At 70.0% G+C, this 14,161-nt stretch carries 10 protein-coding genes; 6 read left to right on the top strand and 4 right to left on the bottom strand.

Going from position 1 to position 14,161, the window contains the following annotated elements; all coding sequences use genetic code 11:
* Window positions 1-288: 288 nt before the first annotated feature.
* The 4 genes from WME75_RS29335 to WME75_RS29320 all read left to right on the top strand — a co-directional run bounded on the left by WME75_RS29335 (window position 289) and on the right by WME75_RS29320 (window position 8,090).
* Window positions 289-1,233, top strand: coding sequence for an ATP-binding cassette domain-containing protein (locus WME75_RS29335; RefSeq protein ID WP_437477912.1), 945 nt, complete (start codon window positions 289-291; stop codon window positions 1,231-1,233).
* On the top strand, window positions 1,233-2,285 hold the full coding sequence (locus WME75_RS29330) for an ABC transporter permease (protein WP_437477910.1): 1,053 nt from the start codon (window positions 1,233-1,235) through the stop codon (window positions 2,283-2,285). Before WME75_RS29335 ends, WME75_RS29330 begins: the two co-directional genes overlap by 1 nt.
* A gap of 266 nt (window positions 2,286-2,551) precedes the next feature.
* Window positions 2,552-3,910, top strand: a complete 1,359-nt coding sequence (locus WME75_RS29325; RefSeq protein WP_437477908.1) for an LLM class flavin-dependent oxidoreductase — start codon at window positions 2,552-2,554, stop codon at window positions 3,908-3,910.
* Window positions 3,911-4,277: 367 nt separating this feature from the next.
* Window positions 4,278-8,090: a TIR domain-containing protein gene (locus WME75_RS29320; protein WP_437477905.1), complete on the top strand. Its 3,813-nt coding sequence runs from the start codon at window positions 4,278-4,280 to the stop codon at window positions 8,088-8,090.
* 51 nt (window positions 8,091-8,141) lie between these two features.
* Here the strand turns inward: WME75_RS29320 and WME75_RS29315 are convergent, their stop codons facing one another.
* Complete coding sequence (locus WME75_RS29315; protein ID WP_437477903.1) at window positions 8,142-8,510, bottom strand: VOC family protein; 369 nt, start codon at window positions 8,508-8,510, stop codon at window positions 8,142-8,144.
* A gap of 269 nt (window positions 8,511-8,779) precedes the next feature.
* Here WME75_RS29315 and WME75_RS29310 point away from each other — a divergent pair, with 269 nt between their 5' ends.
* The gene (locus WME75_RS29310) at window positions 8,780-9,280 is read left to right on the top strand and encodes a hypothetical protein (protein ID WP_437477900.1); all 501 of its coding nucleotides are present in this window, start codon (window positions 8,780-8,782) and stop codon (window positions 9,278-9,280) included.
* Window positions 9,281-9,413: 133 nt separating this feature from the next.
* Here WME75_RS29310 and lysA read toward each other — a convergent pair whose 3' ends face one another.
* The 3 genes from lysA to WME75_RS29295 form a co-directional block, all read right to left on the bottom strand.
* Window positions 9,414-10,712 carry a diaminopimelate decarboxylase gene (gene lysA, locus WME75_RS29305; protein ID WP_437477897.1) on the bottom strand — a complete coding sequence of 433 codons (1,299 nt, stop codon included), beginning with the start codon at window positions 10,710-10,712 and terminating at the stop codon, window positions 9,414-9,416.
* A gap of 169 nt (window positions 10,713-10,881) precedes the next feature.
* Complete coding sequence (locus WME75_RS29300) at window positions 10,882-12,519, bottom strand: phospholipase D-like domain-containing protein (protein WP_437477895.1); 1,638 nt, start codon at window positions 12,517-12,519, stop codon at window positions 10,882-10,884.
* Between the two features lie 206 nt (window positions 12,520-12,725).
* Window positions 12,726-12,983 carry a hypothetical protein gene (locus WME75_RS29295; protein ID WP_437477892.1) on the bottom strand — a complete coding sequence of 86 codons (258 nt, stop codon included), beginning with the start codon at window positions 12,981-12,983 and terminating at the stop codon, window positions 12,726-12,728.
* A 335-nt stretch (window positions 12,984-13,318) separates the two neighbouring features.
* On the opposite strand from WME75_RS29295, the gene WME75_RS29290 reads away from it, so the two are divergent.
* The gene (locus WME75_RS29290) at window positions 13,319-14,092 is read left to right on the top strand and encodes a hypothetical protein (RefSeq protein ID WP_437477889.1); all 774 of its coding nucleotides are present in this window, start codon (window positions 13,319-13,321) and stop codon (window positions 14,090-14,092) included.
* Window positions 14,093-14,161: the final 69 nt, after the last annotated feature.

Genomic DNA, 14,161 nt, shown 5'->3' with positions numbered 1-14,161 from the left:
CTACGCGCCCCCCCACTCAGTCACTCTGAGATTGCAGATCGGCCAGCCACGATCTCGGACCGGATGGTTCCTTGCAGGGCCACGCTCGTCGCGCTTACCGCAGGCTCTGTTGAGATTCGATTCTCCGGACAGGCAATGCGTCGCGTCGCCTGTCGAATTTTCCGGCGCTCCTGTGGGCGCTTGCAGGCACGCTCCGTGTGCCGCGGGCGATCCGGAGCGCGTCTCCGCCCCGCACGCGCCGCCCGGCCGTTTCGCGCGGCGGTTCCTTTTCGGCGTTCCTTGCGATACATGCGCCCCGTGTCTGCCTCTCCCGCCCTGGTCTGCCGCGGCCTGGTCAAGCGTTACGGCGATGTCGTGGCCGTGAACGGGCTCGACCTCGAGGTGCGGCGCGGCGAGTGCTTCGGCCTGCTCGGCCCGAACGGCGCGGGCAAGACGACCACGGTGGAGATCCTCGAGGGGCTGACCCGCCCCGACGCCGGGGACGTCGAGGTGCTGGGCGAGCGCTGGGCGGGGGACGGCATCGCGCTGCGCCAGCGCCTCGGCATCCAGCTCCAGGAGACGCGCTTCCCGGACAAGCTCCGGGTCCGCGAGGTGATCGCGCTGTTCCGCAGCTTCTACCCGCGCGGGCTCGAGCCGGAGGAGGCGCTGCGCTGCGTGTCCTTGCAGGAGAAGGCGGGCGCGTTCGTGCGCGGGCTCTCGGGCGGGCAGAAGCAGCGGCTGTCGCTCGCCTGCGCGCTCGCCGGCGACCCGGAGGTGCTCTTCCTCGACGAGCCGAGCACCGGCCTCGACCCGGCGTCGCGCCGCGAGATCTGGGACGTCGTCGAGGACCTGAAGGCGCGCGGCCGCACGATCCTCCTGACCACGCACTACATGGAGGAGGCCGCGCGGCTCTGCGACCGCGTCGCGATCGTCGATCGCGGGCGGCTGCTCTCGCTCGGCACGCCGGCGGCGCTCGTCGCGTCGCTGGGCGCCGAGCACGTCGTGGAGGTCGAGGTGGACGGCGAGATCGCCGAGGAGGAGCTCAGGGCGCTGCCCGGGGTGGAGGCGGTGCGCTTCGCGCACGGGGCGCTCCGGCTGACGGTGCGCGACGTGGCGCGCGTGCTCCCGCCGCTGCTCGCGCTCTGCGCCGCGCGCGACGCCGCGCCGCGGCGGCTCGCGACGCACCACGCGAGCCTGGAGGACGTGTTCATGGCGCTCGCCGGGCGGAAGCTCGCGGGCGAGGAGGCGGCGTGATGGCGCGGTGGCTCCGCTCGCTGCGCGGCGCGCCGCTCGTGCTCCTCATCCGGGCGCGGGTGGCGGAGTTCCTGCGCGAGCCCGAGGCGATCTTCTGGATGCTCGTGTTCCCCATCCTGCTCTCGTCGGCGCTGGCCGTCGCGTTCCGGGACCAGGCCGCGGCGCCGCTGCCGGTGAGCGTCGAGGTGGGCGCCGGGGCCGACGCGCGGCGCGCCGCGCTCGAGGCCTCCGGGCAGGTCGTCGCCCGGGTGGTCCCGCGGGAGCAGGCGCAGCAGGAGCTCCGGGCCGGCAAGGTCGCGCTTGTCGTGCTGGCCACCGATCCGCCCACGTACTGGTTCGATCCGACGCGGCCGGAGAGCCGCATCGCCCGGCTCGAGGTCGACGAGGCGCTCCAGCGCGCGGCGGGGCGCGCGGACGCGTTCCGCCCGGCCGCGCTCGAGATGACCGAGAAGGGCTCGCGCTACATCGATTTCCTCGTGCCCGGGCTGCTCGGCATGAACGTGATGTCGACCGGGATCTGGGCGATCGGCTTCTCGATCGTGCAGCAGCGCATCGGCAAGCTCCTGAAGCTGTTCGTGGCGGCGCCGATGAAGCGCTGGCAGCTCCTTGTCGCGCACCTCGGGGCGCGGCTCGTGTTCCTGGCGATCGAGGTCATCGCCTTGCTGCTGTTCGCGGTCCTCGTCCTCGGCGTGCCGATCGCCGGCTCGCTCGCCGCGCTCGCCCTGGTCATCGTGGTCGGCGCGCTGTCGTTCGTCGGGCTCGGCCTGCTCATCGCGGCGCGGCCGCGGACGCTCGAGGGCGTCTCGGGCCTGACCAACCTGGCGATGTTTCCGATGTGGATCTTCTCCGGCGTCTTCTTCTCGACCGAGCGCTTCCCGGACGCGGTCCAGCCCTTCATCCAGGCGCTGCCCCTCACGGCGCTGAACGACGCGCTCCGCGGCGTGATGCTCGAGGCCACGCCCCTCGCCGCCCTCGCGCCCGAGCTCGCGGTGCTGGCGGGCTGGGGCGCCGTCTGCTTCGCGCTCGCCCTCAAGTTCTTCCGCTGGCAGTAGCCCGCGCTGCCGCCGCGCTCGGGCCTTCCGGCCGGGCCGGTGCTTCCCTGCCAGCAGCGCTTCCGCAGCGCTGGTGGTCCGGTGCTGCTCCCGCAGCACGCCGTCGTTGTGCCGGGGGAGGCGGTGCCTCGCTCTCCGCGGGCGCGCCCGTGGTCCCGCTCCCGGGCACGCCGCTTGCGCTCAGGACGTGGCACGCATGGCACGCAGGGCGCTCGCGCGGCGGCATGTCCGCGCGCGGGCGCCAGCACCGAGACCGAGGACAACCCATGAGCGACAATCCGCGGCAGATCCGTTTGGGCGCCTTCTTACCTGGCGCAGGACACCACGTGGCCGCCTGGCGGCACCCGCACGCGCAGGCCGATGGAGGCATTCACTTCGGTCATTACAAGTGGATCACGCAGACGGCGGAGCGGGCCAGGTTCGACGCCGTGTTCCTCGCGGACGGGCTCGCGCTGCAGAACCGGCCGGGGGCGCAGGGCCGCACCGCCTACGGGGCCAGCTTCGAGCCGGTCACGCTGTTCTCCGCGCTCGCGGCCGTCACCGAGCGCATCGGCTTCATCGCCACGGCGTCGACCACGTACGAGGAGCCTTACCTGCTGGCCCGCAAGTTCGCCTCGCTGGACCACCTCAGCCAGGGGCGGGCAGGGTGGAACGTGGTCACCACCGGTGGGGGCGAGGCGGCGGGGAACTTCGGGCTCGACGCCCACCCCGACCATGCGCAGCGATACGCCCGGGCGCGCGAGTTCGTCGACGTGGTCACCGGCCTCTGGGACAGCTGGGAGGACGACGCCTTCCTTCGCGACAAGGTGTCGGGGGCCTACTACGACCCGGACAAGCTGCACAGGCTCGATCACAAGGGGAAGTTCTTCTCCGTTCGAGGGCCGCTCAACATCCCGCGTCCGCCCCAGGGGCACCCGGTGATCGTGCAGGCGGGATCGTCGGAGGCGGGCAGGGAGCTCGCGGCGGAGACGGCCGAGGTGATCTTCACCGCGCAGCAAACGCTGGAGGACGCGCAGGCCTTCTACGCCGACGTCAAGGGTCGGATGGCCAGGTACGGTCGCCACCCCGACCAGCTGAAGATCATGCCGGGGGTGTTCCCCGTGGTCGCCCGGACGGAGTCGGAGGCCAGGGCGAAGTACCAGGAGCTGCAGGACCTCATCTTGCCGGAGGTCGGCCTGTCGCTGCTCTCGGGCCTTTCGGGCGGGATCGATCTGTCGGGGTACCCGGTGGACGGTCCGCTGCCCGATCTGCCGGAGACCACCAACAACAAGAGCCGGCAAGCGCTGATGTTCGACATCGCCCGCAAGCGCAACTTCACCATCCGCGAGCTTTATCTCTGGGTGGCGGGAGCGCGCGGGCACTGGACGCTCGTCGGCTCGGTGGAGCAGATCGCGGACCAGCTGGAGGCGTGGTTCACGCAGGGCGGGGCTGACGGGTTCAACGTCATGCCGCCGTGGCTCCCAGGCGGGCTGGACGATTTCGTCGAGCTGGTGATCCCGGAGCTGCGGCGACGGGGGCTGTTCCGAACGGAGTACGAGGGCCGCACGCTGCGGGAGAACCTCGGGCTATCCCGGCCGGCGAACCGTCACGCGAGCAAGGCCAGCCCGCGGGCGTCGGCGGCCTGAGGATCCTGAGTACGACGCCCCTCCACGCCGGGTACCTCCACGGATACGCCGCGCAGGTCTGGAGCAGGCGCTCGACGAGGGGATCGAACAGAGCCAGCGGAACGACTACACGGCCGAGCTGAGAGCGGCGGGGGCGGCGCCGATTCACGCGCTGGCGGTTGCGTTCGATGGGAAGGTGGTGCGGGCGGCGCGCGTCCCCAGGGTGGGCGCGCCGTGAAGCTCGCGCCGCGCGCCGTCCCCCGGCGGCGCGCGTCATCCCGTGCCTCGCCGAGGCATCACGCCGCGTGAGATCGTCGCAGATCCACGGTGCCACCCGCACATCAGAGTTCGCTCTCACCTCGCGCGAGCCCCTTGCTAGACTGGTCGCGTGGCGCGCGAGGTCATCGATTTCAGCATCGAACGGAGCCGCCACGCGCACTTCTTCGGAAGGCAGGATGTGCTCGCTGCGATCGATCGGCTCCTTGCCGAAGAGGCGGGATCGAGCAGCTGGGTGCTCCTCCTCGGCGGTCCTGGGATGGGCAAGAGCGCGATCCTTTCGCGATGGCTCGATCTCGAGGAACAGCGCGGACGTCGCATACCACATCATTTTCTGCGTCGCGATGTGATGGACTGGGACCGACCCGACGCGATCTCGCGCTCGCTCGCGGCACAGATCGAGGCGCTCTACCCGAGCCAGAAGGACGCTGAGGCGACGCCGGAGAGCCGACTCGTCGAGCTCCTCGCGAGGGTATCGCAGCGGGAGCTCGTCCCTCGCCGCGAGCAGCTCGTCATCCTCGTGGATGGCCTCGACGAGGCGCGGAGCGAGGGTGCCGGGCAGAACCCGCTGCTGAGCTTCTTGCCGTATGCGGTGCCGCCGCGGGTGCACATGCTCTGTGCGTCGCGGCCGCAGTACCCGCACCTTGCCGCGCTGGAGAGCCGTGGGAGCGTGCGGTGCATCGATCTCGACGCACCCGCATGGGCGACCTCGAACGAGGCGGCATGCCGCGCGTTCTGGGACTATCACGGCCCGCGCTTCGCGCCGGCGCTCCCGGCAAGGCTCATCGAGGAGGCTGTGGGGAGGGGGCAGGGGAACCTGCTTTATGCATCGAAGCTCCGGGAGTGGCTGCAGGAGCAGCCACCCGACCAGCGGAGAGCGGAGCGCTTGCCACGCGGGCTCAGCGGCTTCCTCGAGCAGGTCTGGCGGCAGCTCCGCGGCCTGACACGCGAGCGCTTCGGGATCGTCTGCGATGGTCTGGGGCTGCTCTGCGCAGCGCGCGAGGCGCTGCCGCTTCATGAGATCGAGGTGGCGCTCGGGTGGGACGACCTGCAGATCTGCGAGGATTTCCTTGAGGCCACGCGGGCGCTGCTCCTGGAGGAGCCGGAGCACTGGCGCGGGGCGCGGGCGTACCGACCCTACCACGAGGCGTTCCGCGACTTCGTCGTGGAAAGGCTCGGGCCGACGCGGATGGGCGAGCTGCACCGGCAGCTCTTGCGGACGACGGCCAGGTGGTCGGTCGGGGAGGGGAGCGCGTTCCGAAGGCAGTATGCGCCGCGCCACGCGATCGGGCACGCGCTCTTGGCGGGCGAACGCGAGGCGGCTCGCGCGCTATGCAAGGACGTCGAGCTGCTCGCGGCGCTCTGCAGAGAGAGCGGGCCCTCTGCGCTCGAGGAGGCGCTGCGCCGGGCCGCGAAGGAGCTCGGCGATGACGAGATTGACTTGATCCATCGCGCGATCAGGGCGGAGTCGCACTGGCTTCGTGATGCGAACGAGGCGCTCGGGGCGCTCGTTTACAACCGGCTGCGATCCGCTGGCTGGGACTCCGCGCGGATCGCGCCGATGTTCCGGTCCTCGGACGGGCTGCCGGCGCTGCGATTGCGGCATCCAGTTCGGTTGTGGACGGGGGTGGAGCGCACCCTCTCTGGTCATCTCGCCTCGGTCACGGCTTGCGCGATCAGCCCCGATGGTGAGCGAGTCGTCTCCGCGTCCGGCGACAGGACGCTCAAGGTGTGGGCTCTCGCGAGCGGTCGGCTGCTCTCCACCCTCGAAGGACATACCGCGAGGATCAATGCTTGCGCGATCAGCCCCGATGGTGAGCGAGTCGTCTCCGCGTCCGGCGACAGGACGCTCAAGGTGTGGGCTCTCGCGAGCGGTCGGCTGCTCTCCACCCTCGAGGGACACAACGACAGCGTCAATGCCTGCGCGATCAGCCCTGACGGCGAGCGTATCGTCTCCGGGAGCAGCGACAAGACGCTCGTTGTGTGGGACGCCACGAGCAGTAGACCTCTTTATACCCTCGGTGATCAGCGCTCTCTCGGCGGCATCGTGCGAGGTCACGATGCCCCGGTCAGCGCTTGCGCGATCAGCTGTGACGGGGCGCGAGTCGTATCGACATCGTACGACAAGACGCTCAGGGTGTGGTGCCTCGCCAGCGGTGCGCCGCTCGCCGTATTCGCGGCTCACCGCGACTGGGGAAGCGCCTGCGCGATCAGCCCTGACGGCGAGCGAGCTGTCTCGGCATCGTACGACAAGACGCTCAAGGTCTGGGACGTCGTGAACAGCCGGCTTCTGGCCGTCATCGCAGGGCATGGCGACTGGGTCGTCGCATGTGCGATCAGCCCTGATGGCGAGCGGATCGTCTCGGCATCGCACGACAAGACGCTCAAGGTCTGGGACGTCGTCAGTGGCCGGGTGCTGTCCACGCTCGAAGGTCATTCGGCTGGCGTGTATGCATGTACTATCAGCCCCGATGGCCAGCGCGTCGTCTCCGGCTCCGGCGACGGAACGCTCAAGGTGTGGGACGTCGCCAGCGGTCACCTGCCCTCCTCGTTCGAAGGCCACAGCGCGGAGGTAACGAGCTGCGCGATCAGCTCGGATAGCGAGCGGATCGTCTCGGCCTCGTCGGACGCGACGCTCAAGGTGTGGGACGTCGCGAGCGGTCGCTTACTCTCGGCCCTCGGCGACTCTCCGCGAGCAGGGACGCCGCAGCGCCACCGCGACAAGGTCACTGGATGCGCGATCAGCCCCGATGGCAAGCGGATCGTGTCGAGCTCGTACGACAAGACGCTCAGGGTGTGGGATATCGCGAGCGGCCAGCTGCTCTCCATCATCGAGGGGCACGGCGACTGGGTCATGGCATGCGCGATCAGCCCTGATGGCCAGCGCGTCGTGTCCGCATCGAGCGACACGACGCTGAAGCTATGGGACCTCGCGAGCGGCAAGCTGCTGTCTACCCTGATGGGCCACGGGGACTGGGTCAACTCGTGCGCGATCAGCCCAGACGGAGAGCGAATCGTCTCAGCCTCCGAGGACCAGACGCTCAAGGTCTGGGATCTCTCGACAGCGCGGTTGCTCTTCACCCTTCGTGGTCATTTCGGCTCCGTCACCGGGTGCGCGATCAGCCCTGACGGAGCGCGAATTGTCTCGGCGTCCAGCGACTGCACGCTCAAGGTCTGGGACCTCGCCAGCGGAAAACTGCTCTCGACCTGCGCGGGTCACCCTTCCCCGGTAAGAGGCTGTGCGTTCACCACCGACGGCCGGCGGATCGCCTCCGCCGCGGATGACAAGACGCTCAAGCTATGGGACGCATCCACGGCACGATGCCTGGCCACCATCCCTGGAGTTGGCCCATTCGTCTGTGTGACCACGTCGCCGGGGCTCCTGTGCGCTGGTGACAGGAATGGAAACCTCTGGCTGTTCGACTGCGCCTCCTCGTCCCCTCAGCCAGGATCCGCTGCGGCGCGCCGGCCTGCCCGCCTCTTCTTCAGCTATTCTCACAGGGACGAGGTGCTCCGCGACGAGCTGGAAACCCACCTCGCCCTCCTGAAGCGGGAAGGTCTCCTCGAGGGCTGGCACGACCGCCGGATCCTCGCGGGAGAAGCGCGGCAGGGCGAGGTCGACAAGCGCCTCGAAGCGGCCGATTTGATCCTCCTGCTCGTCAGCGCCGATTTCGTGGCTTCGGACTACTGCTATGACACGGAGATGAGGCGCGCCCTCGAGCGCCATGACGCCGGCGACGCCAAGGTCATTCCCATTGTCCTCAGGCCATCGGACTGGTCGAGCGGCCCCTTCGCCAGGCTCCAGGCGCTCCCGTCGGACGGGAAGGCGGTCACGCTCTGGAAAGATCGCGACGAGGCGTGGACCGACGTGGTGGAGGGGATCCGGGGAGCGATCGCCTGCCTCCTGCGGCGAGCCTGGCCGTAGGCACGTCGCGGCCCAACGAAGAGGAGCTCCGTCAAGGATGCCGGCGGCGCCTCAGCCGCCGTCGATGATCTCGATGCGGTTCCCGAACGGATCGTCCGTGTGAAACCGCCGCACCTCGGGCAGCTCGTCGCTCCAGCGCACGGCGTGGCCTGCGGCCTCGAGCGCTGCCGCGACGTCCTCGATGCCCTTCACCAGGAGTCCGGGGTGGGCCCTGCGTGCCGGCCTAAAATCGTGCTCCACGCCGAGGTGGACCGCCACGGGGCCTGCGCGGAACCAGGCGCCGCCGCGCGACGCGAGCGGCTCGGGCTTGGGGACGTGCTCCATCCCGAGCACGTCCCGGTAGAACGCCACGGCGCGCGGTTCCTGCCCGGGCGGCATCGCGCGCTGCACGTGATCGATGCAGACGAACGTGAACGGCATGAGCCACGTCTACAAGAAAGCAGGGCAGATCACGCGCGGCGCCGGTCGCCATGCGCGCTGATCGAACCGCCGGTGGGCGGATTGTTCATCGCTGGATTCACGCAAATCCAGGCGTGAGTCGCCGTCTCCTGGCGCTCCGCCAGCGCGCTTGACGAGCCGCCGATGTCATCCAAAGTAGTTGGGGCGGGTCAGCTCCGTCGTGACGACTCTGTCGGTTTCAGGGCAGCAGTCGAGCGATCTTGTCTCCCCCCTCAATCAGGAGATTCCACATGGCTGAATCGACGAAGATCGTCGTGCTGCTCGCTGCCTCGTTGTCGACGGCGATCGCCGGCTGTATGGCGGCGACGGACGAGGTGGACGGGGAGGAGCGGGGGGACCTGTCCGCGGTCGCGGCGCCTGCGGACGCCGAGGAGAGCGTGGGTGAGGCGTCCGCCGCTCATCACTGCGACCACTGTCCGCCGGGGACCACGTATGTCTCCGTGGTGAACACCTGTGTCACCGAGCCTGCCAGGTTCGATTATACACCCTGGGCCCACGGGTGCCCTCACGGCGCCATCCTGACTGGCCGCGGCAACGTCATCTGTTTCCCGTGCGAGAGCGCTGGCCCTCCGAGCGCCCCCATCGCCGTCGGTCTCCCGGGCTCGCAGCCCGGCGTCTTTCCCCCTCCGGTCGAGGGCGGTGGTTTTCCGGGCCCGCCGCTCGTCGCCTTTCCCCCTCCGGCCGGCATCGGCGCGCCTGGCTCCCCGGCTCCGCTCGGCCCGTTCCCGTGACGCGCGGATCCAGCCCTCGCTCTCGCGAACGCAATAGGCCCCCCTGCGGGGGCCCGGGCAGCCCGGTAAAGCCTCCAGGCGTGCGCCGCTCGCCCCGGTCCTCAGTCGCTCAGCCGCTCAGCCGCTCAGTCGCTCAGCCGCTCGCCGGATCCCCCGCGGCCGTCGTGCGCAGCCGCTCCTGGATGTCGTCCGACAGGCACATCCGCGAGACCATGTCCTCGAACGTGTCGCGCCGCCGGATGAGCCGGCTCCGCCCGCCGTCGATGAGCACCTCGGCCGGTCGCAGCCGGCCGTTGTAGTCGTAGCTCATCACGTGGCCGTACGCGCCGGCGTCCATCAGGGCGACAACGTCCCCCTCGGCGACGTCCGCGGGGAACTCGCGCTCGCTGATCCACATATCGGTGTTCTCGCAGACCTGGCCCGTCATCGCCATCGGGGCGGTCTGGCCGCGGCGGCCGTTGATCCGCACCTCGTGGTAAGCGCCGTACATCACCGGCCGCGCCATCGTGTTCATCGAGATGTCCGTGCCGATGATCGTCCGGTATCCCTGCTTGATCGAGATCACCCGCCCGAGCACGTAGCCCGCGTCCCCGACGAAGTAGCGCCCCGGCTCCATGACGAGGCGGGGCGCCTTCAGGCCGTGTTCGGCGCACTTCTTCTGCACCATCGCGGCGATCTCGCGGGCGACCGCGTCCACGTCGAGCGTCGGCTGCTCCCTGCGGTAGGGGATGCCGAGCCCGCCGCCGATGTCCAGGAACGCGAGGTCGAAGCCGAGCTTCCGGGCGACCGGACCGATCAGGTCGAGCAGCTTGCCGGTGACGTGCGCGAAGCTCTCCGGCTTGTTCGCCTGCGAGTGAGGCATCATGTGCACCCCGAGCCGCTCGACCCCGTTCTCCAGCGCGGTGCGGTAGGCCTCCTCCACGTAGCGCGGGTGGATCCCGAACTTCGCGGACGGGCCCGCGAACGGCTTCAGATCGGGCGTCGCGATGTCCTCGCCGCTCGGGTTGATCCTGAAGGACATGCAGCGCGGCCGCCCGAGCGAGAACAGGCGCCGCAGGATGCCGTGGTCATCCACGTTGAAGATCACCCCGGCGCGCAGCCCCGCGGTCAGGTCGTCGTCCGAGAGGCTGTTGCCCGTGTAGATGATCTGCTCGCCCGAGAGCCCGAGCGCCTGCGCCAGGCGGATCTCGTTCGGGCTCGCGGCGTCCACGCCGGAGCCCTGCTCGACCAGGAGCTTCGCTATCTCCAGGTTGTTGCACGCCTTGATGGCGTAGAAGACGGACACCTCCGGGTAGCAGCTGCTCAGCGCGCGCGTGAGTCGACGGAAGTTCTCCCGGATGCGCTCGGCGTCGTAGGCATAGAGCGGCGTGCCGTACTGCTCCGCGAGGTCGCGCACCGAAATGCCCCCGATCTTGATCTCTGCCTCTTGCATACTCCTCGTCGCGTCAACGCTTCCACTTCGAGAGACAACCCGAAGGAACTGGCTGCAGGTTTGCAGTCCACAAGCATACCCTAGGTCACCGGCGGCCGGCAACGGTGCGGGCGGCGCGGCCCAGCAGCGCGCTCCGCCCCTCCGCGGGCGCGGAGCGCCGCCTGCGCGGCTACGTGGCGTCGCTGTGGCTCGCGTCGCTGCGGCCTGCGTCGCTGCTGCCGGCGTCGCTGCGGCTCGCGTCGCTGCGGCCTGTGCCGCTGCTGCCTGAGTCGCTGCGGCTGCTGAAGAAGTGGCGCCAGAGCGTGCCGAGCCCGCCCACGAAGAGCGAGCCGTTGCGCCTGTCGATGTCCTCGACCGCGGCGGGGTCGAACGGCAGCTGATGCGGGTCGATCACCTCGAGCAGGGCGCGCTCGTCCGCCGTCGGCGACGGGTGGAGCCTCAGCCGGCACGAGCTCCCCGGCGCGCGCGGCCCGATCGCGGGGCTCGCCAGCCCGTCGAGGTACGCGACGAGGTCGTCCACCCGGTCGAACGCGGTGTCGCCGAGGTGCTCGCCGATGAGCGACGCGCGCGCCCTGCGGATCGAGCGGCCCAGCGCGTCGTCGGGATCGTCGGTCTCGGCCGAGGCGTTGATCTCCGTGTCGATCGAGAGGCTGCGGTTCGTCAGGTTGGCGGAGCCCACCGTGAGGAAGCGGTCGTCGACGATCATCACCTTGGAATGGATGTACGTGGCGCGCTCGGCCGTCTCGTCCTCGCCGCACGCCGGCAGGGTGTAGTAGACGCCGAGGCGGTGGCCGGTCTCGGCCGCCGCCTCGCGCAGCGCGCCGAGCACCTTGGCCTGGGAGAGCCCGACGGCGATCTGCTCCTTCATCGTCTCGGCCTCCATGTTCAGCACGAGCACCACATCGAGGAGCGGCCGGCCCTCGGCGCGCATCCGCCGCACGATCCCCTCGGCGATCACGTGAGAGCTGAAGTACTGCGTCTCGATGTAGATGAAGCGCTCGGCGGCGTCGATGGCGTCGAGGTAGAGGTCGCGTATCTCGGTGCAGTGCGGAGCGCCGGTGGGCGCGCCGTGCGGATCGGTGCGGCTCAGCGTCACGTGCCGCGCCGCGAGGGGGATGCCGCCCTCGGGCCGGTAGTCGGGGAACGTCGGCTCGGCCGCCTCGAGGTCCGGCAGCGTCATGGCCACGCCGCCGGCGCGCCGCCAGCGATCCGTGAAGATCTCGGTCAGCGCCCGGGCGACCTCGCGGCTGCGCACGTAGGCCTGGACGTCGTGAAACGGCTTGTGCGGCTCTCCGCGGCTGACGCGGAGCGGGTTCTTGTTCGTGTGGCTGCGGTCGTCCCAGCGGTGGTCGCAGAGGTCGAGGCCGCCGAGAAAGGAGAGCTCGCCGTCGACGACCACGAACTTCTGGTGGTGCGAGGCGCGCTCGACGTGGGTGGAGTCGAAGAGGAAGTGCAGGCGATGGTTCGTCCACTCGAAGACGAGCTGCTGGAGCCACTCGCGCTCGAGCGCGAACACGAGGTGGAAGTCCCAGGCCAGGATGAAGATCTGGAGATCCGGGGTGATCTCGCAGAGGTGGTCCAGGAACTTGAGCAGCGTGATCGGGCCTGACACCCCCGCCTCCCGCCCGCCGCGGAGCAGGGCGACGTCGCTGTCGAACTGCCAGCCGGCGAGGAGCACGTAGCGCCGCGCCCCGGACGCGACCCGGTAGAACTCGGGGTAATACTCGTCGGCATCGACCAGCAGGCCGAAGCTGTCCGCCGGGGTGCTACACCACGTGTGACGCTGAGGATCGATGATCTTCGCCATCGCCCCCTCCTTAGCGACGCGCGAGGCGCCCTGCCAGGGCATCGCAGCGGCCGAGGGTCGGAGTATCGGGCCCCACGCGCAGGAAACGGCGCGGCCTCGCTGCCGAGATGAGCACGTCAGACGCTTGACACCAAGTCATCACATTCGCTCCGCGGCATGCCTCTCGGGTCCTTGCCTTGGCATCGGTTCTTCACGTCTTCACGTCTTCACGCCGTCGCGTCCGGGCGCTCCTCACCACGCGCCTGCGGTGTCGCGTGCTCCTCGATGAGCCGCTTCAGGCTCGCGATGTCCGGCCGGTCTCCGCTCGCCTCGCCGACGGCGGCGAGCCGCTCCGCCTCATCGGGCGAGAGGTCGGGGCATATCCACTCCAGCAACGCCGCCCAGTCCGGTGCACCGTCGCAGCTGTAGCAGTCATCGGGGATCGGCGTATTGTCGGGGAAATTCCGGAAAACAAAGTACGGCATCGCATCTACCTTCATGCCGAGATCGCGGGCACGTCCTCATTGCGGCTCGGATCTCGCGCTGTCGCGGCGGCGCGCGGTCGGCCGCGCGCCAGCGCGCCAGCGCGCGGCCCGTCGGCTATGGTGCCGGCCGCCCGGGGGGGCAAGCGCGTCCACGCTCGCCTCGGCCGGCTCGCCGGCGATCGGGCCCGGAAGAGGGCGGCGCAGCGGGTCCGTCGCGCCGCGGCGTGAACCCAGGGAAGAAAAATCCGCTACGCCAGAGCTCGGCGGCCTGGATGCTCGGGCGCTGAAGGTCGAGCTTGTCCGGGGCGCTCCTCTGGGCTGAACTCTACGCCGGGATGAACGACCTTGACTTGAGAGCGCTGGCTGCCCGCGGCGCGCTGGCGCTGATCGTGAGCCTCACGGCGGCGGGCTGCCAGCTCGTCTCGGGTATCGACGGGATGAGCGTCGATCCGTCGCCGGGCGCCGTTATCGGCGACTGTGGGCCGGTGGGTACCCGGTGCGGCGGGACGTGCGAGGACGGCACGGTCACGCCTCCGGGCACCTGCAGGGGCGACGGGACGTGCTCCGCCGAGCCGAGGAGCTGCGGGTCCTACGCCTGCGACCTGAGCGGGACGGCGTGCGCCACGAGCTGCTCGATCTTCGACGGCTGCGTCGACGCCGCGGTCTGCGACACGATGACCGCGACGTGCATGGCGTGCGGGGCGAGCCCTCCCGATCCGGCCCCGTGCGACGGCTGCGAGCACTGCGAAGGGGGCAAGTGCGTCACCCGGTGCGACACCGAAGGCGAGTGCGTCGGGGACCGGATGCTCGACGCGAAGGCGCGCCCGGCGAGGCTCGAGTGCAACGGCCAGTGCAACAACATCGACGTGGTCTGCATAGGGCCGCACCCGTGCGAGATCGTCTGCGGCGACGGCGGGTGTCAAGGCCTGCTCATGCGATGCAGCCATGACGGCCCGTGTTATCTCGAGTGCGGCCGGTCAGGGTGCGCAAGCAACGTGAAATTTGAATGTGGGACGAATATTTGCATCACTGCTTGCCTCCTCGAGACCACCATCATCGATCAGGAGTGCGGGAGCTCGTGCTCGTGCATGTCGCAGGTATGCCAGTGATCCACACGGGCGCCGCGCCGCGCCGCGCTGCGGCGTGACGCGACCCGGCGCCCGCGCTACATGCGGGAC

It is taken from the genome of Sorangium sp. So ce1014, from assembly GCF_051521505.1.
Lineage (GTDB): Bacteria > Myxococcota_A > Polyangia > Polyangiales > Polyangiaceae > Sorangium.
Note: the sequence above shows the minus strand (reverse complement) of the source record. Positions and strands in the feature narration are given on the sequence as shown.

Coding starts and splice junctions, on each gene's coding strand:
- WME75_RS29335 (WP_437477912.1), top strand. CDS start 289: ATGCGCCCCGTGTCTGCCTCTCCCGCCCTGGTCTGCCGCGGCCTGGTC.
- WME75_RS29330 (WP_437477910.1), top strand. CDS start 1,233: ATGGCGCGGTGGCTCCGCTCGCTGCGCGGCGCGCCGCTCGTGCTCCTC.
- WME75_RS29325 (WP_437477908.1), top strand. CDS start 2,552: ATGAGCGACAATCCGCGGCAGATCCGTTTGGGCGCCTTCTTACCTGGC.
- WME75_RS29315 (WP_437477903.1), bottom strand. CDS start 8,510: ATGCCGTTCACGTTCGTCTGCATCGATCACGTGCAGCGCGCGATGCCG.
- WME75_RS29310 (WP_437477900.1), top strand. CDS start 8,780: ATGGCTGAATCGACGAAGATCGTCGTGCTGCTCGCTGCCTCGTTGTCG.
- lysA (WP_437477897.1), bottom strand. CDS start 10,712: ATGCAAGAGGCAGAGATCAAGATCGGGGGCATTTCGGTGCGCGACCTC.
- WME75_RS29300 (WP_437477895.1), bottom strand. CDS start 12,519: ATGGCGAAGATCATCGATCCTCAGCGTCACACGTGGTGTAGCACCCCG.
- WME75_RS29295 (WP_437477892.1), bottom strand. CDS start 12,983: ATGCCGTACTTTGTTTTCCGGAATTTCCCCGACAATACGCCGATCCCC.
- WME75_RS29290 (WP_437477889.1), top strand. CDS start 13,319: ATGAACGACCTTGACTTGAGAGCGCTGGCTGCCCGCGGCGCGCTGGCG.